The 23,503-nt window shown below is 46.9% G+C and carries 23 protein-coding genes and 1 other annotated feature; of the genes, 21 read left to right on the top strand and 2 right to left on the bottom strand.

The features are described from left to right. Positions 1 to 169 precede the first annotated feature (169 nt). On the top strand, positions 170 to 5,461 hold the full coding sequence (locus tag NKT06_RS31700; RefSeq protein WP_301290042.1) for a collagen-like repeat preface domain-containing protein: 5,292 nt from the start codon (positions 170 to 172) through the stop codon (positions 5,459 to 5,461). A 311-nt stretch (positions 5,462 to 5,772) separates the two neighbouring features. On the opposite strand, the gene serA is transcribed toward NKT06_RS31700, so the two are convergent. Continuing rightward, positions 5,773 to 7,368 (bottom strand): phosphoglycerate dehydrogenase, encoded by a 1,596-nt coding sequence (gene serA / locus NKT06_RS20360; protein ID WP_253438670.1) that lies wholly within the window; start codon positions 7,366 to 7,368, stop codon positions 5,773 to 5,775. A gap of 199 nt (positions 7,369 to 7,567) precedes the next feature. Further along, positions 7,568 to 7,798, bottom strand: a binding site (T-box leader). A 335-nt stretch (positions 7,799 to 8,133) separates the two neighbouring features. Here serA and NKT06_RS20355 point away from each other — a divergent pair. The 3 genes from NKT06_RS20355 to NKT06_RS20345 are packed head-to-tail and all read left to right on the top strand — an operon-like array spanning position 8,134 to position 10,003. Beyond that, positions 8,134 to 8,727: a CPBP family intramembrane glutamic endopeptidase gene (locus tag NKT06_RS20355; protein ID WP_253438667.1), complete on the top strand. Its 594-nt coding sequence runs from the start codon at positions 8,134 to 8,136 to the stop codon at positions 8,725 to 8,727. Continuing rightward, positions 8,724 to 9,176: a hypothetical protein gene (locus NKT06_RS20350; protein ID WP_253438664.1), complete on the top strand. Its 453-nt coding sequence runs from the start codon at positions 8,724 to 8,726 to the stop codon at positions 9,174 to 9,176. Before NKT06_RS20355 ends, NKT06_RS20350 begins: the two co-directional genes overlap by 4 nt. Positions 9,177 to 9,205: 29 nt before the next feature. After that, positions 9,206 to 10,003 (top strand): metallophosphoesterase, encoded by a 798-nt coding sequence (locus NKT06_RS20345; RefSeq protein WP_253442666.1) that lies wholly within the window; start codon positions 9,206 to 9,208, stop codon positions 10,001 to 10,003. 46 nt (positions 10,004 to 10,049) lie between these two features. On the opposite strand, the gene NKT06_RS20340 is transcribed toward NKT06_RS20345, so the two are convergent. Continuing rightward, positions 10,050 to 10,946 (bottom strand): polysaccharide deacetylase family protein, encoded by an 897-nt coding sequence (locus NKT06_RS20340; protein ID WP_253438661.1) that lies wholly within the window; start codon positions 10,944 to 10,946, stop codon positions 10,050 to 10,052. 94 nt (positions 10,947 to 11,040) lie between these two features. Here NKT06_RS20340 and NKT06_RS20335 point away from each other — a divergent pair, with 94 nt between their 5' ends. The 17 genes from NKT06_RS20335 to NKT06_RS20255 all read left to right on the top strand — a co-directional run bounded on the left by NKT06_RS20335 (position 11,041) and on the right by NKT06_RS20255 (position 23,498). Further along, a complete protein-coding gene (locus tag NKT06_RS20335) occupies positions 11,041 to 11,394 on the top strand; it encodes a hypothetical protein (RefSeq protein WP_253438658.1) in 354 nt (117 codons plus the stop codon). Positions 11,395 to 11,581: 187 nt separating this feature from the next. After that, positions 11,582 to 12,196: a genetic competence negative regulator gene (locus tag NKT06_RS20330; RefSeq protein WP_076209900.1), complete on the top strand. Its 615-nt coding sequence runs from the start codon at positions 11,582 to 11,584 to the stop codon at positions 12,194 to 12,196. A gap of 43 nt (positions 12,197 to 12,239) precedes the next feature. Beyond that, entirely contained in the window at positions 12,240 to 12,935 is a 696-nt protein-coding gene (gene prsW / locus NKT06_RS20325) for a glutamic-type intramembrane protease PrsW (RefSeq protein WP_017687676.1), read from the top strand. A 116-nt stretch (positions 12,936 to 13,051) separates the two neighbouring features. After that, positions 13,052 to 13,222 (top strand): hypothetical protein, encoded by a 171-nt coding sequence (locus NKT06_RS20320; RefSeq protein WP_253438655.1) that lies wholly within the window; start codon positions 13,052 to 13,054, stop codon positions 13,220 to 13,222. A gap of 121 nt (positions 13,223 to 13,343) precedes the next feature. After that, positions 13,344 to 14,690, top strand: coding sequence for a germination protein YpeB (gene ypeB, locus NKT06_RS20315; protein WP_253438652.1), 1,347 nt, complete (start codon positions 13,344 to 13,346; stop codon positions 14,688 to 14,690). A 148-nt stretch (positions 14,691 to 14,838) separates the two neighbouring features. Beyond that, the gene (locus NKT06_RS20310; RefSeq protein WP_253438650.1) at positions 14,839 to 15,492 is read left to right on the top strand and encodes a flagellar brake protein; all 654 of its coding nucleotides are present in this window, start codon (positions 14,839 to 14,841) and stop codon (positions 15,490 to 15,492) included. Positions 15,493 to 15,555: 63 nt separating this feature from the next. Next, positions 15,556 to 15,780, top strand: a complete 225-nt coding sequence (locus tag NKT06_RS20305; protein ID WP_253438648.1) for a hypothetical protein — start codon at positions 15,556 to 15,558, stop codon at positions 15,778 to 15,780. A gap of 103 nt (positions 15,781 to 15,883) precedes the next feature. Further along, positions 15,884 to 16,588: a (d)CMP kinase gene (gene cmk / locus NKT06_RS20300; RefSeq protein ID WP_253438646.1), complete on the top strand. Its 705-nt coding sequence runs from the start codon at positions 15,884 to 15,886 to the stop codon at positions 16,586 to 16,588. Beyond that, on the top strand, positions 16,585 to 17,172 hold the full coding sequence (locus NKT06_RS20295) for a lysophospholipid acyltransferase family protein (protein WP_091018056.1): 588 nt from the start codon (positions 16,585 to 16,587) through the stop codon (positions 17,170 to 17,172). The genes cmk and NKT06_RS20295 overlap by 4 nt, the downstream gene beginning before the upstream one ends. 142 nt (positions 17,173 to 17,314) lie before the next feature. After that, positions 17,315 to 18,529: a 30S ribosomal protein S1 gene (gene rpsA, locus NKT06_RS20290; RefSeq protein WP_062835205.1), complete on the top strand. Its 1,215-nt coding sequence runs from the start codon at positions 17,315 to 17,317 to the stop codon at positions 18,527 to 18,529. Between the two features lie 185 nt (positions 18,530 to 18,714). Then, on the top strand, positions 18,715 to 20,037 hold the full coding sequence (gene der / locus NKT06_RS20285; RefSeq protein WP_253438644.1) for a ribosome biogenesis GTPase Der: 1,323 nt from the start codon (positions 18,715 to 18,717) through the stop codon (positions 20,035 to 20,037). Positions 20,038 to 20,048: 11 nt separating this feature from the next. Next, the gene (plsY, locus tag NKT06_RS20280; protein WP_076209908.1) at positions 20,049 to 20,672 is read left to right on the top strand and encodes a glycerol-3-phosphate 1-O-acyltransferase PlsY; all 624 of its coding nucleotides are present in this window, start codon (positions 20,049 to 20,051) and stop codon (positions 20,670 to 20,672) included. Then, positions 20,665 to 21,705: an NAD(P)H-dependent glycerol-3-phosphate dehydrogenase gene (locus tag NKT06_RS20275; protein WP_253438642.1), complete on the top strand. Its 1,041-nt coding sequence runs from the start codon at positions 20,665 to 20,667 to the stop codon at positions 21,703 to 21,705. The genes plsY and NKT06_RS20275 overlap by 8 nt, the downstream gene beginning before the upstream one ends. Before the next feature lie 102 nt (positions 21,706 to 21,807). Beyond that, positions 21,808 to 22,083: a stage VI sporulation protein F gene (locus tag NKT06_RS20270; protein WP_017687687.1), complete on the top strand. Its 276-nt coding sequence runs from the start codon at positions 21,808 to 21,810 to the stop codon at positions 22,081 to 22,083. Between the two features lie 173 nt (positions 22,084 to 22,256). Then, a complete protein-coding gene (locus tag NKT06_RS20265; protein ID WP_017687688.1) occupies positions 22,257 to 22,436 on the top strand; it encodes a DUF2768 family protein in 180 nt (59 codons plus the stop codon). An 82-nt stretch (positions 22,437 to 22,518) separates the two neighbouring features. Then, positions 22,519 to 23,136 (top strand): hypothetical protein, encoded by a 618-nt coding sequence (locus NKT06_RS20260; protein WP_253438640.1) that lies wholly within the window; start codon positions 22,519 to 22,521, stop codon positions 23,134 to 23,136. 11 nt (positions 23,137 to 23,147) lie between these two features. Next, entirely contained in the window at positions 23,148 to 23,498 is a 351-nt protein-coding gene (locus NKT06_RS20255) for a 2Fe-2S iron-sulfur cluster-binding protein (protein ID WP_253438638.1), read from the top strand. Positions 23,499 to 23,503 lie beyond the last annotated feature (5 nt).

Here is a 23,503-nt window from a genome sequence, read left to right as displayed (position 1 = left end):
ACACCCTCTGATGGAGGGTGTTTTTTGTTGAAGAGTACCGTTTAATCTTGTTCAACGTGGAACATAAATTCTTTTTTTTATTTTGATTAGTAAGAGTGTCCAAGATAATTTTCCTTCTTATGTTACATAAGCTTGAAAAGCAAGCAAGATAGAGGAGGATGAGCTAAGCATGTCCGATGATCGAAAAAGGGTCAATATTAAAGCTTTTCTGGAAGGCAGATCTTTTAGGGCGGGCTCTCCGTTTATTCCCATAAGCACAAAAGAACTGGAGCAGTTTGAATCCATACTGCGTTCTCTCGCTGTGACTATTCCAGCTGCAATCAGTCAGCCAACTTCAGCCAATATACTGGCATTACAAAATGGATTACGACAGTTACTTACATTTGTGAATCAATCAGAGTTTCGTGCCGGGGTAAAAGCAGAATTACAAGCAGTACTGGAATTAACGATTGCAGGCTCAGAGATTGTTCCTGTTCCTTTAATTAATCTCGCAGGTAACTTGCAAAATTTACTAGATGATTTGTTGAGTGTGACGTTACTTCTCGAAGTGCCACCTGCAGAAAAAGATAAACTTGTGGGGTTAATCCGTTCGATATCGTTATCCCTAAGTCGGGCGACGACGACTTTCGGAACAGGAGGGGTTACCGGACCGGCTGGCCCACAGGGAGTTCCAGGAGTTCCAGGCGTACCTGGTGTTCCAGGAGTTCCTGGGGTGAAAGGTGCTACTGGACCGGCAGGAGTGATTGGACCAATCGGCCCAGTAGGCCCACAGGGAGCACAAGGCCCGGCAGGGGCACCTGGTGTAGGTCTAAACAATATTACCGGATATGATCCAGCACTTGGTCCAACATATGCTCAGGGCCAAGTCGTCAGTTATGAGGGGAATCTTTATGTTGCCAATGTAAATGGGCCCGTGGGCACACCCGGGAGTTCCCCAGATTACACACTTTTGTTGGCGGGAGGAACGACCGGAGCTACAGGAGCAACCGGAGCTGGTTTAACGGGTGCATTAGCATTTGATCCAGCGCTTGCCCCAGGTTATCCTGCAGGTCAGATAATTACCTATAATGGGAGTACTTACATTACAAGTGCAGCTGGTCCTTTAGGAACACCGGGATCTTCATCGGATTACACATTAATTGCTGCTGCCGGGGCTACAGGTGCAACTGGTGTAGGCCTAACTGGAATAACTTCTTTTGATCCAGCGCAGTCCCCGACATATTCAGCAGGTCAGATCGTTACTTATAACGGGAGTACTTATATTACGAATGTTGCAAGTCCTGGTGGAGTGCCAGGAAGCTCACCGGATTACACGCTGCTTGCGGCTGCGGGAGCCACAGGTGCAGGAACGACAGGGGCAACCGGTGCAACAGGCGTAGGTTTAAGTAATATCGTGCCATTCGATCCGGCATTAGCACCAACATATCCCGCTGGACAGATCGTCACCTTTGGAGGAAGTACCTACATTACGAATGTAGCATCACCAACAGGTACACCCGGGAGTTCAGCAGATTATACACTGCTAGCAGGATCAGGAGTTACAGGTTCGACTGGAGCTACAGGCATCGGCCTCAATGGTGCAGTTCCGTTTGACCCAGCAGTTGCTCCAACGTATCCAGCAGGTCAGGTTGTTACCTTTAATGGCAGTACGTATATAACAAATGTGGCTTCTCCTACGGGTACTCCAGGTGCTTCGCCGGATTATACATTGCTCGCAGGTGCAGGGCCTACAGGAGCCACGGGTTCAACAGGTGTAACAGGAGCGACAGGTGCAGGTTTGAGTGGAATCGTTCCATTTGATCCGGCCGTAGCGCCAACGTATCCAGCCGGTCAAGTTGTAACGTTCAACGGCAGTACGTATATTGCAAATGTCGCCTCACCAAGTGGAACGCCGGGTACATCCCCAGATTATACGTTGCTTGCGGGTGCAGGAGCGACGGGTGTGACGGGGGCAACTGGCGTTGGAGTGACAGGAAGTACCGGAGTCACAGGTGCATCCGGTGTAACAGGAGCGACAGGTGCAGGTTTGAGTGGAATCGTTCCATTTGATCCGGCCGTAGCGCCAACGTATCCAGCCGGTCAAGTTGTGACGTTCAACGGCAGTACGTACATTGCCAATGTTGCTTCACCAACAGGAACGCCGGGCACCTCACCGGATTATACGTTGCTTGCGGGCGCAGGAGCAACGGGAGTTACCGGGGCAACTGGCGTTGGAGTGACAGGAGCTGCAGGAGTCTCCGGTGTAACAGGAGCGACAGGTGCAGGTTTAAGTGGCCTCGTGCCATTTGATCCGGCAGTAGCGCCAACGTATCCAGCCGGTCAAGTTGTAACATTCAGCGGCAGTACGTATATTGCCAATGTTGCTTCACCAACAGGAACGCCGGGCACCTCACCAGATTACACATTGCTTGCAGGCGCAGGAGCGACGGGTGTCACGGGAGCAACTGGCGCTGGAGTGACAGGAAGTACCGGAGTCACAGGTGCATCCGGTGAAACAGGAGCGACAGGTGCAGGTTTGAGTGGAATCGTACCATTCGATCCAGCGGTAGCGCCGACGTATCCAGCGGGTCAGGTCGTAACATTCAATGGAAGTACGTATATTACCAATGTGGCATCACCAACAGGAACGCCAGGCACTTCGCCGGATTATACACTGCTTGCAGGCGCAGGCTCTACGGGTCCCACAGGAACATCAGGTGCAACCGGAGCGACAGGGGTTACAGGAGCAACAGGAGTCGGCGTAACAGGAAGTACCGGATTTACTGGTGTGACTGGTGAAACAGGAGCAACAGGTATAACCGGAGCGACAGGAGTCGGCATAACGGGAAGTACCGGAGTTACTGGTGTCACTGGTGAAACAGGAGCGACAGGTATAACCGGGGCCACAGGAGTCGGCATAACGGGAAGTACCGGAGTTACTGGTGTGACTGGTGAAACAGGAGCGACAGGTATAACGGGGGCCACGGGAGTCGGCGTAACAGGAAGTACCGGAGTTACTGGTGTGACTGGTGAAACAGGAGCGACAGGTATAACGGGGGCCACGGGAGTCAGCGTAACGGGAAGTACCGGAGTTACTGGTGCGACTGGTGAAACGGGAGCAACAGGCATAACTGGAGCCACAGGAGTCGGTGTGACCGGAAGTACCGGATTTACTGGTGTGACTGGTGAAACAGGAGTAACAGGTATAACCGGAGCCACAGGAGTCGGCATAACGGGAAGTACCGGGTCAACGGGTGTCACTGGTGAAACAGGTACGACAGGTATAACCGGAGCCACGGGAGTCGGCGTAACAGGAAGTACCGGGGTAACTGGTGCGACTGGGGGAACAGGAGCGACAGGTATAACCGGAGCCACAGGAGTCGGCGTAACGGGAAGTACCGGAGCAACTGGTGCGACTGGGGAAACAGGAGCGACAGGTATAACCGGGGCCACAGGAGTCGGCGTAACGGGAAGTACGGGGGTAACTGGTGCGACTGGGGGAACAGGAGCGACAGGTATAACCGGAGCCACAGGAGTCGGCGTAACGGGAAGTACCGGAGCAACTGGTGCGACTGGGGAAACGGGAGCGACAGGTATAACCGGAGCCACAGGAGTCGGCGTAACGGGAAGTACCGGAGCAACTGGTGCGACTGGGGGAACAGGAGCGACAGGTATAACCGGAGCCACAGGAGTCGGCATAACGGGAAGTACCGGGTCAACGGGTGCGACTGGTGAAACGGGAGCAACAGGCATAACTGGAGCCACAGGAGTCGGTGTGACCGGAAGTACCGGATTTACTGGTGTGACTGGTGAAACAGGAGTAACAGGTATAACCGGAGCCACAGGAGTCGGTGTGACCGGAAGTACCGGATTTACTGGTGTGACTGGTGAAACAGGTACGACAGGTATAACCGGAGCCACGGGAGTCGGCGTAACAGGAAGTACCGGGGTAACTGGTGCGACTGGGGGAACAGGAGCGACAGGTATAACCGGAGCCACAGGAGTCGGCGTAACGGGAAGTACCGGAGCAACTGGTGCGACTGGGGAAACGGGAGCGACAGGTATAACCGGGGCCACAGGAGTCGGCGTAACGGGAAGTACGGGGGTAACTGGTGCGACTGGGGGAACAGGAGCGACAGGTATAACCGGAGCCACAGGAGTCGGCGTAACGGGAAGTACCGGAGCAACTGGTGCGACTGGGGAAACGGGAGCGACAGGTATAACCGGAGCCACAGGAGTCGGCGTAACGGGAAGTACCGGAGCAACTGGTGCGACTGGGGGAACAGGAGCGACAGGTATAACCGGAGCCACAGGAGTCGGCATAACGGGAAGTACCGGGTCAACGGGTGCGACTGGTGAAACGGGAGCAACAGGCATAACTGGAGCCACAGGAGTCGGTGTGACCGGAAGTACCGGATTTACTGGTGTGACTGGTGAAACAGGAGTAACAGGTATAACCGGAGCCACAGGAGTCGGCATAACGGGAAGTACCGGGTCAACGGGTGTCACTGGTGAAACAGGTACGACAGGTATAACCGGAGCCACGGGAGTCGGCGTAACAGGAAGTACCGGGGTAACTGGTGCGACTGGGGGAACAGGAGCGACAGGTATAACCGGAGCCACAGGAGTCGGCGTAACGGGAAGTACCGGAGCAACTGGTGCGACTGGGGAAACAGGAGCGACAGGTATAACCGGGGCCACAGGAGTCGGCGTAACGGGAAGTACGGGGGTAACTGGTGCGACTGGGGGAACAGGAGCGACAGGTATAACCGGAGCCACAGGAGTCGGCGTAACGGGAAGTACCGGAGCAACTGGTGCGACTGGGGAAACGGGAGCGACAGGTATAACCGGAGCCACAGGAGTCGGCGTAACGGGAAGTACCGGAGCAACTGGTGCGACTGGGGGAACAGGAGCGACAGGTATAACCGGAGCCACAGGAGTCGGCATAACGGGAAGTACCGGGTCAACGGGTGCGACTGGGGAAACAGGAGCGACAGGTATAACCGGGGCCACAGGAGTCGGCGTAACGGGAAGTACGGGGGCAACAGGGACAACTGGAGTTACAGGAGCAACGGGAACATCTGTAACATCTAACTCGGCTTTTGCTGAGAACACTAATGGTACGATTGTTGTAATATTGGGTGGTACACTCGTTCCATTACCGAATAACCAAAATATTGGCACAGGTATAACCGTCAATGGGACAAATGACACCTTCACGCTTGCCAATGCAGGTCGTTACTATATCTCATACAAAATAAATCTGACAGCTGCACTTGCTATCCAATCTCGGGTTTTACTTAACGGTACAGCTATTCCAGCGAGTGTAGTATCTCCAGTACTTTCTCTCAGTCAGCTGCAGTCTGACTTTATGGTTACCGTTACCGCTGGTTCAACAATACAGTTACAATTATTCGGGCTTGTTGGCACAGCTATTCTTTCTCCTCCGGGATCTACACTAAACATTATTCAGTTAAGTTAATAGTTGATATCGTATTATACTATTTCCCTAATGGGCAAAAGAAGTGGAACTCATACGGGATTGGTGCATCAGATTGTCGAGAAACCCAGATCATTTTTAGATCTTGGGTTTCTCTTTCTTTCGAGATAGTGGGTCAATCAAATATTAGGTGCTTGGGGCGACCGAAAGAGTAAGTTCCGCACGGCCAGAAGTATCACTCACCATTATCAAATTTAATTTGAAATTGAAATGAATACGTAACTTACTTAGCGACAAAAAAAGACGGAACCACGAGGGTCCCGTCTTTTCTTATACCTTTACAATACGTATGATTATTCCAGCACGATTTCAACAGCAGTATTAATCTCAGGCAGCGCAGCAAGCTGCACAAGCACATCTTTTGGAACAGCTTTATCTACGGTCAGAATCATAATCGCTGCACCACCGATAATTTTACGTCCAACCTGCATGGATGCGATGTTGACATCGTTTTGTCCAAGCAGTGTACCTACACGACCGATAATACCCGGTTTATCGTTATGTGAGATCAAGATTTGATGACTTTCCGGAGCGATATCTACCGGGAATTTGTCCAGACGAACGATACGTTCTCCATAACCTGCAAGCAATGTACCCGCTACACGGCGTTCCTCAGCATCCTGAGTTGTAACCAATGTTACGGTAATCAGGTTAGTGAATCCTTTGGTTGCTGAGGTTTGGCTTACAACCACATTCAGATCACGGATTTTGGCCAGATGCATGGAGTTAACGATGTTGGCTTCCCCACCCAAATGTCTGGCGAGAATCCCTTTCACAATGTAACGTGTGAGAGGAGAAGTATCTACTTCAGAAAGTTCACCAGCATAGTCGATACGAATCTCCTGCACTGCATTTTGTGTAATCTGTGCTGCAAAACTCCCCAACGTTTCACCCAATTTGAAATAAGGCTGCAATTTGTTCATTACGGTTGGTGCAACAGCCGGCATGTTAACTGCGTTTTTGAATGGTTCATTGCGCAAAATATGAAGAACTTGTTCGGATACGTCAATTGCTACGTTTTCTTGTGCCTCAACAGTGGATGCACCAAGGTGAGGTGTGACGATGATGCTAGGGTGATTCAGGAATGGATGGTCCTGAGCAGGTGGTTCACTTTCAAATACATCAAATGCTGCTCCGGCAACAATGCCTTCGTCAATGGCTTCCACAAGTGCCATCTCGTCAACTACACCACCACGAGCACAGTTGATGATACGCATGCCTTTTTTCATCACTTCGAATTGTGGACGTGAAATCATGTGCCGTGTTTCCGGTGTTAATGGCGTATGAACGGTCATGAAGTCCGCATTGCGAATGATATCATCTACACTAGCCAGCTTCACTTGCAGCTTCTCGGCACGCTCCTCCGTGAGGAACGGGTCGTAAGCAAGAATGTCCATTCCGAATGCTTTGGCGCGCTTGGCAACTTCACTACCGATCCGTCCCATACCCAGTACACCAAGCGTTTTATTTCTTAGTTCCACACCCAGGAAGGTTTTACGATCCCACGTACCCTGAATAGTCTTGGCATATGCCTGAGGAATGTGTCGTGCCAATGCCATCATCATGGCAAACGTATGCTCACAGGTTGTGATGGTATTGCCATCAGGTGCGTTAATAACGATGATACCGCGCTGTGTAGCAGCTTCCAGATCAATATTATCTACACCAACACCTGCACGTCCGATCACTTTAAGGTTGGTACCCGCCGTCATAATACGATCTGTAACACGAGTCTGGCTACGAACCAAGAGGGCATCATAATCACCAATAATGGCAACAAGTTCATCTTCACTAAGACCGGTTTTCTTCTCAACAACAACATCATTTGCATCCACCAGTTGCTGGATACCGAGATCACTGATTGGGTCCGACACTAAAACTTTGTACATGGTTTCTTCCTCCTTAGGTATGTGTATCTATATCGTCAAGGTTTGACCTCAGGGAAGAGGTATTCCTTAAAACCAGGTTGATTCTTCCGCCCAACAACGCGGTGTCGCAGCAGAGGGGGAAGGTGAAGCAAATAGAGTGATTCCACAGATATCCTTTAAAATAAATCAAAAAACTCTCAATCCACATACTGCTTGCGCAATAAGGGACGAGAGTTGTCGTGGTACCACCCTAATTCACCGCCGTTTCGCAACGACAGTCTTAGCGGTCAATGAAGACCGAAGAGGATAACGGGTCTAAACCGATTGCACCTACTCCAATTTCAATGCAATAACTCAGGAGCGCTCAAGACCATTTGCCTGCCACCGATTCACACCAACCATCGGCTCTCTGTAAGACGAAGCAACGTCTTTTTTCCATCATCGTGTTTAACGTGACTAATTTTTTCATAATGTATCATGGCTGACATGAGCATGTCAATAGGCTTAAATGTTTTAAATTGTTTTGCAGATGTCTTTCAGTTCATACGTAAACAAAGTCACCATAAGCAATACAATCCTTACTGTACTTACAACAAGAAGATGGAATATAAGCTGTTTGATGAACCGGATTTTACTGCTTTAATGAAGTAATGGCAATGACACAAAACCAGGACTTGGGGCAGGCCTTGAACCTATTTGGTTTTTTGGCTATCATTTAGTATACTATCCGATTGGACAACGTAATTGTTATCCATCAAATTTAACTCAAGAGGACAGACGCATCCGATGAAAAAATTCAAGTTTCCCAAGTTCAAGATTCAGAAGGCTGAGCCACAGCAGCTTACCGAGCGTTTGCTTTTAATCAATCTATACTTTACACAAGGCCTGACACTGATTATCGGAGTTGTGTGGATCTTGTTGCAAAAACGAAACTTGTTAGATGTACTCGCATGGCCTGACAATTACCAATTTGTATGGTGGGGTCTTGGTCTTGCTGGCATTATGCTTGTTATGGACTTGGTACTGTCGTATGTTATACCTCAGGAAAGCATGGATGACGGTGGAATTAACGAGATGCTGTTCCGTGGGCGTCCGATCTGGCACATTGTATGTATAGCAGCCATTGTTGCTGTGTGTGAGGAATTATTATTCCGTGGAGCCATCCAACATGCCATCGGTCCTTACTGGACAAGTATTTTATTTGCAGTTATCCACATTCGTTATCTGCGTCACTGGATTCCAACAGGCTGGGTGTTTGTCTCAAGTTATGGATTGGGTTGGATTTACATGCAATCCGGCACATTATGGGCGCCTATATTATGTCACTTTATTATTGATTTGGTGTCCGGATTAGCGATACGTTTTCGGAGGGGATCATGAATCAGCCATTAAGTAGAATGAAGACATATGGCAGTCAGCGCCATCGTCAATCGGATAAAAAAGAGACATCCGAGCGAGAGGTGGCTTCTCAAGTAAGCATCATTGCTGAGACAGCAGCAGCTGCTGAGGTTGGCGGAATTACACCAATTACTTCCGTTACTTTACCTAGATCACAGCGCAAGCCTTATACAGAAAAACTGGAAAGTCCAGTGCTTCCTCAAAGGGCACCATCACGCTCCAAAAAAACGCCAAAATCAACAGAAGAATCGATCCCCGAAGCGGGTTCGCTTCCTACACGGACAGAATTACATCCTTCACGTCGTTTAAAATTGAGCAAGAGGTTTGTCAATTCACTCATTTTTATTTTTGTCATGTTAACGATTAGCCTGGTTTGGTGGGGAGTAAAAGGGGCACCCGCTCTGAACACGTTCCTTCCCTTGCCGTGGTAATGTTATTACTTGCAGGATTAGTCATTTTGATGGGAGTTTTGCTTCTCTTTCATATGTGGCGTGAAGCCCATGTTCATCAAATGATTGAAGAAGAGGTTGAAGTTCCTCATCTGCCAACATCCTTTGACGGGGCCATGATTTTGTACGTATCCGACACTCATAAGCGCAAGCTAAAGCAGAAGGATCTGGAAAACTTTAAAAACAAAGTGGACTGGGTTCTAATCGGTGGAGACGTTGCGGAAAAAGGGATCTCATGGTCTCTGGTTAGACATAATATGAGACTCTTATCGAATATTGCTCCTTCTTTTACGGTGTATGGCAACCATGACAAGCGGGCTGGTACCGCTCAACTTGCTCGAACTCTTCAGGAGTCGGGCGTTCAGCTCCTGCAGGATAATGTGGAATATCTGCAACGGGGCAATGACAGATTGAGTCTGATCGGTATAGATTATCGTTCCAAACAGGGTGATGAATTGTTACAGCAGGTCGGCGACAGTTTTTGCAAAATTGCGATCATTCATGATCCTTTGCAGGCCCTTCGCTTGGAGCAAAATGCAGATCTTATTTTAAGTGGTCATACACATGGCGGGCAATTGGTATTACCATTTTTGGGACCTGTGTTCCTTAGTAAAGCCTATCGTCCCATATCGAATGGGTGGTACTCCCTGAAGCGCAATCCGGAGGACGTTCATCAAGAAGGTAAAATGCTGGTTAGCAGAGGATACGGTACGAATCATCTTCCTCTCCGACTAGGTTGTCCTGCGGAGATGCATATCATCACATTAAGAGTGCCCGCGGAAAAAGCATTCACAGAGAAACAGCCTTGATCCATTGGATCAAGGCTGTTTAACTTTTGATGCGAGAAATCAGGATTTAACGAGCTTCCAATTCTATTGCACGCGGATCAACAAAGGAGTAGCCTTTCTTTTCGAGCTTGGTCAGCAACTCATCCAATGCTTCAACCGTCCATGGCAATTCATGCATCAAAATATTGCTTCCTGGATTTAACTGGTCCAGTACATTTTGAATGACTTTTTCCGGTTTGTCTTTGGTGCTTTTATCCCAATCGAGAGAACCATTAGACCATGTCATATATAACATGCCATTCTTCTTCACAGCAGCCTTCAGTTCATCATTACCCGATCCAAAAGGTGGCCGGAAAAATTGCGGTTCCTCACCAATGGTATCCTTCACTATTTTTTGGACATCTGTAACCTGTTTTGCCGCCTCAGATTTAGACATTTTTTGGAGATCTTCATGATCCCAGGCATGATTGCCTACAATCTGACCCCGTTCATGTATGAGTTTGAGCAATTCCGGATGGCTTTTCACCCGATATCCATTGACGAAAAATATCGCTTTAGCGTTATGTTTATCTAAAGTGTCGATTAGTGAAGTGATCATTTTTTCTTCTTTGGGTCCATCATCAAACGTTAACAAGACCACTTTGCTTGGGTTTGAATCATCGTTTGGTTTAATATAATAATTTTCATTCATATGATACGTCTTTTCCACTTTCTCTTCTGTAGAAACCTTCTCCGAAGATTCAGGTTCTTCTTCTGTCGCAGTTGAATCTTCCGTTGAAGGCTCGGGCACACCAGTTCCGGGTTCTTCTGTTTCAGTTGGGTTAGAGTTACCTTGCTCTTCTTGAACCGTGGTAGTTGATTCGCCCGCTGGTGCGGAATTATCAGATGTTTTTTCTTCTGCTGTCCCACAAGCCGACAGCAGCAAACTTGCAGCAATGATCAATGCGGCGGTATGTCTGAACATGATTTCAACTCGCTTTCCTGTATTTATACGGAATGAGATCGCTCACTCCCGCAAACACTAAACATGATTTTAACACTTGAAGGAGGTTGGTGTAATGAAGACGTCATCCTTTTTTTGGGGTCTTGTCATTGGTGTTGCAGCCAGTTCATGGCTATCCAAAGGCAAATTGCCCATGATGTCATCGGGTTCATCAAGAAATATGATGGATCAGGCAAAACATAAGATGATGGAGATGACTTTCCCGGGTATGGACGGGTTCACAAGCAAGCAAAATCAACATGGTGAATCCCACAAAAATCCGGTAGCAAAGACCGCAAGAGCAATCACACCGCAGGAAAAAGAAGCGAATATGAGCATGCTCAAAGATTTTATTCGCACCAATCCCGATGTGAAGCATGAAGTTGAGCAAATTTTAAGTCAAACAAACACAACAGTACCGGGTTTATAAACCAAAACCTCCAATTAGAATCATCCACAGTCTGGATTGGCTGTGGAATGATTCTTTTTTTGTCGATTTTACTTCGTGCATTTAGAGGTATAAAATGATAACATAACTACATAGATTTATTTTCAGCACATATTGTTTTGTGCTTCATAATCTGTTATAAGACTTGCTTATAAAGGGGAGATCCTGTATGAAAATAGAACGACTAAGTCACGATAAGATACGGATTTTCCTGACCTTTGACGATCTGAGCGAGCGCGGAATACAAAAAGAAGATATGTGGCAGGAAATACCTAAGGTTCATGAACTGTTCACTGAAATGATGGATCAGGCCTATTCCGAACTTGGATTTGATGCCACAGGTCCACTCGCTGTCGAAGTATTCGCACTTCCCGCTCAAGGGATGGTTGTCATTGTCACACGTGGAAAATATGATCCGCAACAATATGGTTCAGGTCATGAAGATGATCTTCCTGAAGAAGTATATGAAATGGAAGTTACACTCGAGCAAAGCGATTCCATCGTTTATGCATTCAAGGACTTTGAAGTGCTCATTGAAGCTGCACATATGTTGCGTCAGCATGTTACGGATGCTGGGAGACTTTATTCTTATAAAGACAAGTGGTTCTTGCATTTGGAGCCAGATGAGGTAGATTCCACCAAACATGCGGCATTGATTGCCTTGCTTGCTGAATTTGGCGAAGGTTCCTCAGTTACTCCAGCAGTCATGGAAGAGTATGGTAAGGTTGTTATTCCTGCACAAGCGATTGATGTTATCTGCACCCACTTCAAACGCCAGGATTAATCTCTAGTTGTAATCGCGTCTTTAGTCAGAGGAGGGAATTTCGGTGCTTTTGTTTTCGGTCTTAGCGGCAGCAGTTGCTCCGGGTCTCGCCTTGTTAACATACTTTTACCTGAAAGACCGTTATGATTATGAGCCACTTCATATGGTATTGCGGGTTTTCCTCATGGGGATTCTGATGGTACTGCCTGTGATGATTATTCAGCGTGGCATGATGATGTGGCTCGGGGATAATCCTTATCTTGAGGCCATTATGATCTCAGGTGGTGTGGAGGAATTCGTTAAATGGTTCGTACTTTACCATATCATCTATAATCACACCGAATTTGATGAGCCGTATGACGGCATCTTATATGCAGTCGCTGTTTCACTTGGATTTGCCACTGTTGAGAATGTGTTGTATGCCTTTGCGGGGAATGCATCCGTCTCAGCCATGTTCCTTCGGGCACTGCTCCCTGTTTCAGGGCACGCTATGTTTGCGGTAATCATGGGTTATTATATGGGTAAAGCCAAGTTTATCGGTGGTAAGAAAAAGCGGTGGTATCTGGTTCTTTCTCTGGTGTTACCTTTTTTCTGGCATGCATTGTACGATGTCATCATGAACACCATGGTGAATCATTGGTTGTGGTTTATAGCGCCGCTAATGGCGGGCCTGTGGTATGGGGCAATGGGTAAAATCACACGTGCCAATAACCGTTCTCCTTTTCGTTTTGTGAAGCGGGAGGAAGAGGTTAAATTATAAAAATACGGACACACTGGTGGACATAAAGCGCATATTGCGCCTATGGCTCCGGTGTGTTTTTGTTTTTTACGGATAAACTCCCGGGGAATGACCAACAGAAACGGAGATCGACTGTGATGAGAATTAAAATTAAAATCAGATGCAAACAATGCGGGGAACGTTTTACATTACGTGGCAAGAAGGAACGGGGCCGGATCGAGACGGGATTCAAGCAGTGCCTCTGTGATAACAGAGACCAGTTTGAAATTGAAGAAGAGGGCATGGTTACTGGGGTTCAGTTGAATTAAAAGGAGGACCCAAACGGTACTTCAGCAGCCTGCTTGTGTAAGGACTGGAAATCGCATGCATAAGAGATCTTTCTTCGATCCACAATAGAGGTAGTGGTTTAGAAGAAAGGAGACTCTACCGATGTATAAACGTTTAAGTTCAGTTATGTTTCCGATATTTGCGGTTCTGCTGGTCGGTGCGCTCGTGTGGGGCTATCAGGAGAACCAGGAGAAGAATGCAATTCTGATCAAGGCAGAGAATCAATATCAGCGTGCCTTTCACGATTTATCTTTTCATATGGATAAATTGCATTCGGAGATTGGCAACACTTTGGCAGTTCATTCCACATCGCAGGGGATGCATCGCAAAGGTTTGATGAATGTATGGCGACTCACCAGTGAAGCGCAGAATGAGATTAACCAACTGCCACTCACCATGCTGCCATTTAACGAGACAGAGGAATTTCTCTCGCGTATTTCCAACTTTGCCTATCGGGCCTCGATGCGTGACTTGACGAACGAACCGCTAAGTGAGAAGGAAATGGGCAACTTGAAAAAGCTGTATCAGAATTCATCCGAAATCACCAAGAATCTGCAGGATGTACAGCAGAAAGTTCTGACGGATCGTTTGCGCTGGATGGACGCGGAGACTGCCATGGCAACACAGGAGCAAACAATGGATAACACGATCGTTGATGGTTTTCGTACTGTGAACAAAAAGGTGCAGGAATACCCGGAGCTTGATTGGGGTCCTTCCGTATCGAATATCTATGCAAAACGAACAGTCAAGAAACTGGATGGCATGCCGGTGACCAAAGAACAGATTCAGAGCAAGGCTGCAAAATTCTCTGATGCGGACAGCAGCAAAATCAAAGTGCAGGAAAACGGTAAAGGAACAGACTGGGAATCGTATACTGCGACGGTCGATCATGCCAACAATGGCAAACTGATGATGGATTTCACCCGTAATGGGGGGATGCTTATCTCTTACAGTGATACACGTCCGATTGGAACCAAAAAAGTATCTCGTCAGGATGCCATGGCAAAAGCAGATCAATTTCTAACGAATAAAGGCTACAAAGATATGAAGGCCGTCAATTACGATGAATTTGGTAATCTGGGTAACCTTACTTATGTGCGTAAGCAAGGGGACACCCTGATCTATCCTGAGAAAATGTCAGTTCGTGTAGGACTGGACACAGGAGAAGTAACCGGATTTCAGGCGAGTGACTTTGTCTACGAACATAATGACAAGCGCAAAATTCCGAAAGCAACACTTACGGAGCAGCAGGCACGTCAAAAGCTCAACTCGGACTTTGAAGAAAATTATGTACGCAAATCCCTGATTGAGAATGATTACAGCAAAGAAGTATTGTGTTATGAATTCGGAGGGAAAATTAACGGTTCTCGTTACCGGATATACATTAATGCGAATACAGGAATAGAAGAAGCGGTTGAAGAGATCAAACCGGTCAATGCAACCTCATAAAAAGATGAATAATCTCAATTTTAAGTTGAGCGAATAATTGCGGCAGACCACGATGTGGTCTGTTTTTTTCTTGTTCAATGTGAGAAAGGTCATGGTATAATAGTCCTTGTACATACGAAGATAAATACATAAAGTGGCGGTGAACAGCTTGTTTCCTAAAATAAATGAAATTTTATACATCCAGATTGCTTCTGCAGATGAAAAAGAGGAACACAAAGAGTACAAATCACGCATTGCAGACATGGATGAAAGCAGTTTTCTGATCGAAGTTCCGATGCAACAAGGAAGCAGCCGTCTGAAAAGGCTCTTTTTCGGAGAAGAATTGTCTATTTCATATATTACGGAGGATGGAGTCCGGCATTATTTTAATACCTTTGTTACAGGATTTGAAGAAGATGTGGTTCGTCTTGTTCGTATCCGTAAACCTCTTTCGAGCGATATTTCCAAAATACAACGTCGTAGCTTTCTTCGTGTTCATGCAAACCTCGAATTGGCCATCCAGAGTGAAGATCTGACCCGTGCCGTTGGATTGACTGAAGATATCGGTGGCGGTGGATTGTCCATCTACGGCGAAGCGGGGTTTTCAATAGCTGAAGGTCAAAAATTGAAATGCTGGTTGCTTGTTCCGTACCGGAATTCAATCATTGAACATGTGAATTTTGAAGCTGAAGTTGTGCGGATCAAAACCCTGGAAACCGGCAGACAACTATGCATGCTGAAATTTGTGCAGATCTCAGATTCGGAGCGCCAGAAAATTATCAAGTTTTGTTTCGAACGGCAACTGGACTATCGCACGAAATAGGAATGTTGTGGCATAAATAGAGGGAACTGCGGGCACCGTAATGTAAAAAACGGAGGAATTGCCATGAATCATCGTCATGCAACCCGCAGATATGAACGACTTTATTATGTTTTCTCCAGACGAATGGAGCGAAGGGTTACGATTCTGATTACAGCCCTTTTGATCCTGCTTGTGGTGTATCAATTACTGCTGTTGGTACCAGGCTTTAAAAAGAATTTGACCACAGTTGATCGTCTGGAAGGAACGCCAATTCAATTGCAAACGGTGAATGAGTACGAGCAGCGCTGATTTGTCTGTTTTTGCATCCATGTGTAGAGTGTGGTATAATTTTCACGATGCAGGCAATGCCTGTTTTTTTATTGAGGTTTATCGTTTGAGGAGGAATGCCCCGTTGGCAAGCCAGAACACATCAGAGAACGGGAAAATGAACGTTGCAATTGACGGACCTGCCGGTGCCGGGAAAAGCACGGTGGCCCGATTGGTTGCAGAGGCGCTCGCGTATGTATACGTCGATACAGGCGCAATGTACCGTGCGGTAACCTTGCACATGCTTCGGAAAGATATTGCGCCAGAAGAAGTGACACAGGTACTTCAGGAAGCCCAAAAGCTGGTCATTGATTTACAACCGGATCCCGACGGACAGAAAGTGTTCTGTAATGGGGAAGAAGTAACCTCGGAAATCCGCTCCCGTGAAGTGACGGGAATCGTGTCCCGATATGCGCAAATCGAGGGGCTGCGTACGCAATTAGTGGATACTCAGCGGCAAATGGCTTTGCGCAAGGGCGTCGTTATGGATGGACGCGATATCGGAACGACAGTATTGCCCGATGCGGAAGTGAAAATCTTTATGACTGCCAGTGTGGAAGAGCGTGCGCTTCGCCGCTTCAAAGAACTGGACCCCTCTGAAGGACTGACGTTGCAACAGCTGGAGCGAGACATTGCCACCCGTGACAGATTGGATGAGAATCGGGAAATTTCCCCACTGCGTTGTGCTGAGGATGCTATCGTCCTGGATACAACACAGATGAACATTCATGAAGTGGTTGACAAAATCGTATCTTATTGCACAATGGTCAGAGGAGAGATCGGTCTATGATTTACACATTTTGCAGCACATTACTGCGGATCATTTACACCATTCTTTTCCGCTTGGAGGCCGTTGGACGGGAGAATATTCCGAAAGAAGGCGGCGTACTTTTATGTTCCAATCATATTAGTAACTTCGATCCTCCAACTGTTGGTATCAAAATTCGCCGTCAGGTGCGTTTCATGGCCAAAAGCGAATTGTTTGAAATTCCGGTACTCGGCCGAATTATTAAAGCCGTAGGCGCTTTCCCCGTTAAACGTGGAGGTGTGAGCAAGGAATCCATCAAAACCTCACTCAATATTTTGCGTGATGGTCAAGTGCTTGGGATCTTCCCCTCGGGGAGCCGTCACAATGATGGAGGTATCGGCAAAAAAGGAGCAGCGAGTTTTGCTCTCCGTAGTGGCGCTACAGTTATTCCTACTGCTATTATCGGTAACTACAAAGTTTTTCGTAAGATGAAAGTTGTATATGGAGCACCAGTAAGTTTGGACGAGTTCAAGGAAGACCCCTCCGGAGAAGCTCTGGAGAAGGCGACTGAAAAGATTATGTCCAAGATTAACGAAATGGTGCAAACGGGCGTGCCAAGCAAGTAATGGCTTCGTCGGTAGCTGAGTGCATGTTTCCATATTTTTGAGGGAGACTAAAGCTTGAGTACTCAGTGATGAAAGTGTTTTGAACTCTGCTACAGGCAGGTTTGAATATAATGGGGTTTTTGAATTGAGGAGGGTATTTGACATGTCGGAAGAAATGAAAAATCAAGAAGCAACCCAAGATGAGTTGGATCAATTCGTTTCCTTGAAAAAAGGAGATACCGTAAAAGGAACCATCGTCAAATTGGAAGATAACCAAGCCTATGTGAGCATTGGATATAAATATGACGGTGTCATTCCAATTCGTGAACTGTCTTCATTACATGTGGACAGCGCGTCTGATGCAGTAGAAGTTGGACAAGAAGTTGAAGCTAAAGTTCTTAGCATCGACGACGAGAAAGAAAAACTCGTTCTGTCCAAACGTGCAATCGACAGCGAAAACGCTTGGGATCAATTGCAAAAGCATTTTGAAGACCAAGACGTATTCGAAGTTGTTGTAGGTGATGTTGTTAAAGGTGGTCTGGTAGCAGACGTGGGCGTACGTGGATTTATCCCGGCATCCATGGTTGAACGCCATTTCGTTGAAGACTTCAGCGACTACAAAGGACGCACACTGCGTGTTAAAGTGAAAGAGATCGACCGTGAGAACAACAAAGTGATCCTTTCCCAAAAAGACGTACTGGAACAAGAATTCGAAGCAAACAAAGCAACGGTTATGGCTGGTTTGCAAGAAGGTCAAGTGATCGAAGGTACAGTACAACGTTTGACTCAATTCGGAGCATTTGTTGATGTGGGCGGAGTTGACGGTTTGGTTCACGTATCCGAGCTGGCTTGGACACACGTTGAAAAACCATCCGACGTTCTGTCTGAAGGCGACAAAGTTAGTGTGAAAGTGCTGAAAGTTGACCCTGAAAAAGGCAAAATCAGCCTGAGCATGAAAGCAGTTCAACCAGGTCCTTGGGAAACTGCAAGCGAAAAATTCAATTCCAGCGATATCGTAACAGGTGTTGTAAAACGTCTGGTCGACTTCGGTGCATTTGTTGAAATCGCTCCTGGTGTTGAGGGACTTGTGCATATTTCGCAAATCTCCCACAAACACATCGGCACTCCTCATGAAGTGCTGAAAGAAGGACAAGAAGTTCAAGTTAAAATCTTGGACATGAACCCTTCTGAGCAACGTGTAAGCTTGAGCATCAAAGAAACAGAAGAAGCTCCTGCTCAACCACAAAAATCAGAGCGTCCAGCAAGAAACAACGCTCCACGTGAAGAAATCAACAATCCAAACGTTTCCTTGAACAATCAAGGTATGAGCACTACGCTCGGCGAACTGTTTGGTGACAAACTCAGCAAATTCAAATAAGTTAACAATGCATGGTTCTAAGTTATATACTGCATATTTTGCTGAATAATAAAAGCAAGATCGGCGAGCCCCAGGCGGGTTCGCCGATTGTTTTTATTGCAAGTAATTTGGCATGAAACGTTAGCCAAGACTTATCTTTTTTGCTATGATGATTATCGTAAGTATGGACAGGAGGAGTGGACTGTATGGCAAGACCCGTTGTGGCAATTGTCGGACGACCGAACGTGGGTAAATCCACCATTTTCAATCGGATCATCGGCGACAGACTGGCCATTGTGGAAGACAAGCCGGGCATTACCCGTGACCGTATATATGGAATCGGTGAATGGAACGGTAAACCATTTAGTATCATTGATACAGGTGGTATCGAAATTGATGGTGAAGATGTCATCTTAAAATCGATTCGGATGCAAGCAGAGCTCGCTATTGAAGAAGCGGACGTTATTGTATTCATGTGTGATGCAAAAGCAGGTATTACGCAATCGGATGAAGAGGTAGCAGAGATGCTCTACCGCTCAGGCAAGCCTATTGTTGTAGCTGTTAACAAAGTGGATAATATCGGACGAAGTGAGCTCATTTATGAGTTTTATGGATTCGGTTTCGGTGATCCCATCGGCGTATCCGGAAGTCACGGTACAGGTGTAGGTGATTTGCTTGATGCTATTGTGGAGAAGTTGCCAGAACTTGAGGAAGAGACTTACGATGAAGATGTCATTCGTGTAGCTCTGATCGGACGTCCTAATGTGGGTAAATCTTCACTGGTGAACGCTATTCTGGGGGAAGAGCGTGTCATTGTAAGTGATGTGGCTGGAACGACCCGGGATGCGATTGATACACCTTTTGAAAAAGACGGCCAACGTTACGTGCTGATTGATACAGCAGGTATGCGTAAGCGTGGTAAAGTATATGAAACAACTGAGAAATACAGTGTAATGCGTGCTATGCGTGCGATCGAGCGTGCGGATGTCGTTCTGATTGTCATTAATGGTGAAGAAGGCATTATTGAGCAGGACAAGCATATTGCTGGATATGCATTTGAAGCGGGCAAGGCGTCTTTGTTTGTCGTGAACAAATGGGATGTAGTTGAGAAGCATGACAAAACGATGAAAGAGTTTGAGACGAAAATTCGGGATCACTTCCTGTTTATGACGTATGCTCCAGTCGTATTTTTGTCAGCCCTGACAAAACAACGCTTACAAAAATTATTGCCGGTTGTAAAACATGTAGCTGAACAACACTCGTTGCGTGTTCAGACGCATCTGCTTAACGATGTCGTATCGGATGCGGTAGCTATTAACCCTCCGCCAACAGATAAAGGACGGAGAATGAGAATCAACTATGTGACTCAGGTTGCCGTTAAGCCACCGACCATGGTTGTTTTTGTGAACGATCCGGAATTGATGCACTTCTCATACGAGCGCTATCTGGAGAACAAAATCCGTGCAGCGTTTAACTTTGAAGGTACACCAATCCGTATATTTACTCGGAGGAAGTCCGACGAAGGTTAGGGGAGAAGTGTGTGATTTTACAAATCGCAGCGATTGTGCTGAGTTATCTGCTCGGTTCGATCAGCTTTAGTGTCCTCCTTGCAAAAGCGATACGGGGGATCGATATTCGTCAGCACGGAAGCGGAAACGCAGGAGCTACCAATACGTTGCGTATTTTGGGTAAAGGACCGGCAATCGCTGTTCTGTTACTTGATGTACTTAAGGGTGTTGCAGCTGTATGGATTGGAATCTGGCTGAGTGACGGTTCTGCCTGGATTCCTGCACTCAGTGGTATAGCAGCCATTGCAGGACATAACTGGCCTCTTTACTTCCATTTTCGTGGAGGAAAAGGGATTGCCACGGCCATTGGCGTTCTGGTGAGTCTTGCTTTCCTACCTGCGTTATGTGCTGGGGTGATCGCTATTCTGTCTATTGTATTGACCCGATATGTTTCATTGGGGTCGCTGATTTTTGTAGCATTTACACCGATCTTTATCCTGGTATTACCCGGATATTCAATGAATATCTTCTGGGGGAGTCTAATTATTTGTCTGTTTGCGTTCTGGAGACATCGTACCAATATTGCGAAGCTCGCCAAAGGACAGGAAAATAAATTGGGATCGAAAAACCCTGGAGGGGGTAAACGAGTTGTCTAAAAAAGTTGCTGTTCTGGTCGCTGGGAGCTGGGGAACGGCTCTGGCCAGTGTACTTGCCGCCAATCAGTTGGACGTGATGATGTGGACACGTGGTGAAGACCAGGCTAACGAAATCAATAGCAAGCACACCAATACTCGCTATCTTCCGGATGCGGAGCTTTCACCACGTATTCAGGCAACAAGTGATATGGAAGCTGCGGTGGAAGGCGCTATAGCTGTGTTAATTGTTGCGCCTTCTTCAGCCATGCGTGCAGTTACGAACCAGCTTAAGGCTTATTATAAGCCTGAGATGTTAGTCATTCATGCAACCAAAGGTTTTGAGACAGAAAGCCTCAAACGGATGTCTACAGTCATTTCAGAAGAACTTGAATGTGAAGAAGGCCGTGTTGTTGTTCTTTCTGGCCCAAGCCATGCGGAAGAAGTGGTGAAGCGTTGTCCGACTACTGTGGTTGTAGCTTCATTGGATAAGTCATCTGCGGAGGCTGCTCAAGCTTTGTTTATGAATGCCTATTTCCGGGTTTACACGAATCGGGATATGCTCGGTGTTGAGCTGGCAGGCGCATTCAAAAACATTATTGCTCTTGGTGCAGGTATGTCCGATGGTCTTCAATTTGGTGATAATGCCAAGGCTGCCTTGCTAACACGTGGTCTGGCAGAGATCACACGTATTGGTGTAGAGATGGGAGCGAATCCGCTAACGTTTTCGGGACTTGCCGGAATCGGAGATCTGGTTGTAACGGCTACAAGTCAGCATAGCCGGAACTGGAGAGCAGGTTCGATGTTGGGCCAGGGACAGAAGCTGGATGATGTTCTGAAGTCCATGGGCATGGTGGTAGAAGGCATTCGAACTACACAAGCTGCCTATTTCATCTCGCAAAAATACGGTGTGCAAATGCCGATTGCGGATCAGCTGTATCATGTTTTATTCCAGGAGAGACAGCCGCGTGATGCAGTTGAAGCCTTGATGGGACGTGACCCGAAGACTGAAATGGAAGTCATGAAGCTTGAAACCTGGGAGCAATGGCATTCCTGATTGTAATCAGCCTAAACCTATTTGTGAAATGAGAAGCTTATTCACCTTTTCTGTTGCGGACTCATACTATACACATGAGTATTGCCGGAGGAGGGGAGACGAATGGGTAACAACATTTCCAAAGATGCGCTGAATGCAATCAACAAGAAAACGGGTAAAACGATCACAGAAGGTGCCGTCAAGAAATTGGCAAGCACGGTGAAACCAACGACGATTCAAAATGAAGCTCAGTTGCGCCAATTGATCAAACAAGTATCCGCCATGGCGAAAGTTCCGGTATCTGAGGATACGGTTAAGGATATTGTGAGTGCGGTCAAGAAAAGCGGATTGAATCCGAGCAGTATGGAATCGTTAATGAAAATGATGATGAAAAAATAATAGATCACGCCTGCTTGTGCAGGTGATCCAGTAAGACAAAAAGACGAGTCGGCTCCTGTCGGCTTGCTTTTTTGTCTTTTTTTTGGAAAGTTGAGCTGAATTTCGTGTTATAATGGTTGCAATTGTCACAGTGTCAGTGATGAATATCGGACTGAAGGGGAGACTGCTGGATTATGAGCGCAATGGACAAGATGTGGCTGTCATTGGTCGCCATCCTCATTATGGGACTATCTGTATTCCTGATTACGTTTGCTCGTGCCAAAACAAAAGGTATTGTACGGGGGATTCTTTCCTTAATTGCATTTTTGATTATGCTGATTGGCTTTTTCGGTGGAATCGCTTCTCTGACCTGATTTCCTATGCCTGAAGTTTACATCCGCATAAGCACATCATAAGAACTGACACAATGAACACGGATGAGGGGAGTGTGAGCCTATGGGGCCGCATGATACGGAGGGTCGGACAGAGCGTTATCCGGAATTACACGCGGCTTTGCTGGAAACGGCCAAAGCCTGGAACACACAGCCACAGACATGGTTGCTTGGAGGAAGCTGTGGTTTGCTGCTTCAGGGAGTAGAGTTGCAACAGGCTCCCAGAGATATTGATATTTATGCGGATGTTGCTGCTGCTAAGGAACTTCACCGTAGTGCTCCAGGGGAAATGCTTGACGAGCCTACAGTGGATAAAACAGGACCTTATGCTTCTCTGCTAAGCCACTATCAGGTTGGTGAATGTGCGCTGGAACTGGTTGGTGGCTTCGAAATATGGGCTCGCAAAAGTTGGTACCGTATTGAGATTGAACATGTACTTGCTCCGCATGCACCAGTAGCACAAGTGGGTTCATATACCCTGCGACTGATGCCGCTTGCGCATGAACTGTTGTTTAATATGCTGCGAGGTCGAGAAGATCGTTATGTACCCATTGCGTCACAGATGCGACAGCAACCACATGCCCATCAACCTATAATGATGCTTTTAAGTCAACAGAATGTATGGACAAGCCGCTTTAGAGCCGAAGTGGAAGAACTTGTTGGCTTTGCATGGTCACAGTAGGGAGGAACATAATGGACTACAAAGTTACTTTTTTACCCATGAACAAATCAATCGTGCTCAAACCAGGGGCAACACTTCTGCATGCAGCTCGACGTGCCGGAGTCAAGATTACGACCCGATGTGATGGTAAAGCGGCTTGCTTGATGTGCAAGGTGAACGTAAACGAAGAATATCGGGCGGAACTGTATCCGCCAACGGATGCAGAAAAGCGCAAGCTGGGTTCATTGTTGGAAGCAGGTACACGACTGTCCTGTCAGGCCAAGGTGTGTGGTTCTCTATCGGTTCATGTTCCAGAGGACCCGCTAAAGGCAGCCATTCGGAAACAACTGGAACGTCAGCAACAGGAAGATGACTGGTTCTGAGATAA

The organism is Paenibacillus sp. 1781tsa1, assembly GCF_024159265.1.
Classification (GTDB): domain Bacteria; phylum Bacillota; class Bacilli; order Paenibacillales; family Paenibacillaceae; genus Paenibacillus.
This window is presented reverse-complemented; position numbering and strand designations above follow the sequence as displayed.

Coding starts and splice junctions, on each gene's coding strand:
- NKT06_RS20335 (WP_253438658.1), top strand. CDS start 11,041: ATGAAGACGTCATCCTTTTTTTGGGGTCTTGTCATTGGTGTTGCAGCC.
- NKT06_RS20305 (WP_253438648.1), top strand. CDS start 15,556: ATGAATCATCGTCATGCAACCCGCAGATATGAACGACTTTATTATGTT.
- NKT06_RS20355 (WP_253438667.1), top strand. CDS start 8,134: ATGAAAAAATTCAAGTTTCCCAAGTTCAAGATTCAGAAGGCTGAGCCA.
- der (WP_253438644.1), top strand. CDS start 18,715: ATGGCAAGACCCGTTGTGGCAATTGTCGGACGACCGAACGTGGGTAAA.
- NKT06_RS20270 (WP_017687687.1), top strand. CDS start 21,808: ATGGGTAACAACATTTCCAAAGATGCGCTGAATGCAATCAACAAGAAA.
- NKT06_RS20345 (WP_253442666.1), top strand. CDS start 9,206: ATGGGAGTTTTGCTTCTCTTTCATATGTGGCGTGAAGCCCATGTTCAT.
- NKT06_RS20255 (WP_253438638.1), top strand. CDS start 23,148: ATGGACTACAAAGTTACTTTTTTACCCATGAACAAATCAATCGTGCTC.
- NKT06_RS20260 (WP_253438640.1), top strand. CDS start 22,519: ATGGGGCCGCATGATACGGAGGGTCGGACAGAGCGTTATCCGGAATTA.
- NKT06_RS20350 (WP_253438664.1), top strand. CDS start 8,724: ATGAATCAGCCATTAAGTAGAATGAAGACATATGGCAGTCAGCGCCAT.
- ypeB (WP_253438652.1), top strand. CDS start 13,344: ATGTATAAACGTTTAAGTTCAGTTATGTTTCCGATATTTGCGGTTCTG.
- NKT06_RS20320 (WP_253438655.1), top strand. CDS start 13,052: ATGAGAATTAAAATTAAAATCAGATGCAAACAATGCGGGGAACGTTTT.
- serA (WP_253438670.1), bottom strand. CDS start 7,368: ATGTACAAAGTTTTAGTGTCGGACCCAATCAGTGATCTCGGTATCCAG.
- NKT06_RS20330 (WP_076209900.1), top strand. CDS start 11,582: ATGAAAATAGAACGACTAAGTCACGATAAGATACGGATTTTCCTGACC.
- NKT06_RS31700 (WP_301290042.1), top strand. CDS start 170: ATGTCCGATGATCGAAAAAGGGTCAATATTAAAGCTTTTCTGGAAGGC.
- NKT06_RS20340 (WP_253438661.1), bottom strand. CDS start 10,946: ATGTTCAGACATACCGCCGCATTGATCATTGCTGCAAGTTTGCTGCTG.
- NKT06_RS20295 (WP_091018056.1), top strand. CDS start 16,585: ATGATTTACACATTTTGCAGCACATTACTGCGGATCATTTACACCATT.
- NKT06_RS20265 (WP_017687688.1), top strand. CDS start 22,257: ATGAGCGCAATGGACAAGATGTGGCTGTCATTGGTCGCCATCCTCATT.
- rpsA (WP_062835205.1), top strand. CDS start 17,315: ATGTCGGAAGAAATGAAAAATCAAGAAGCAACCCAAGATGAGTTGGAT.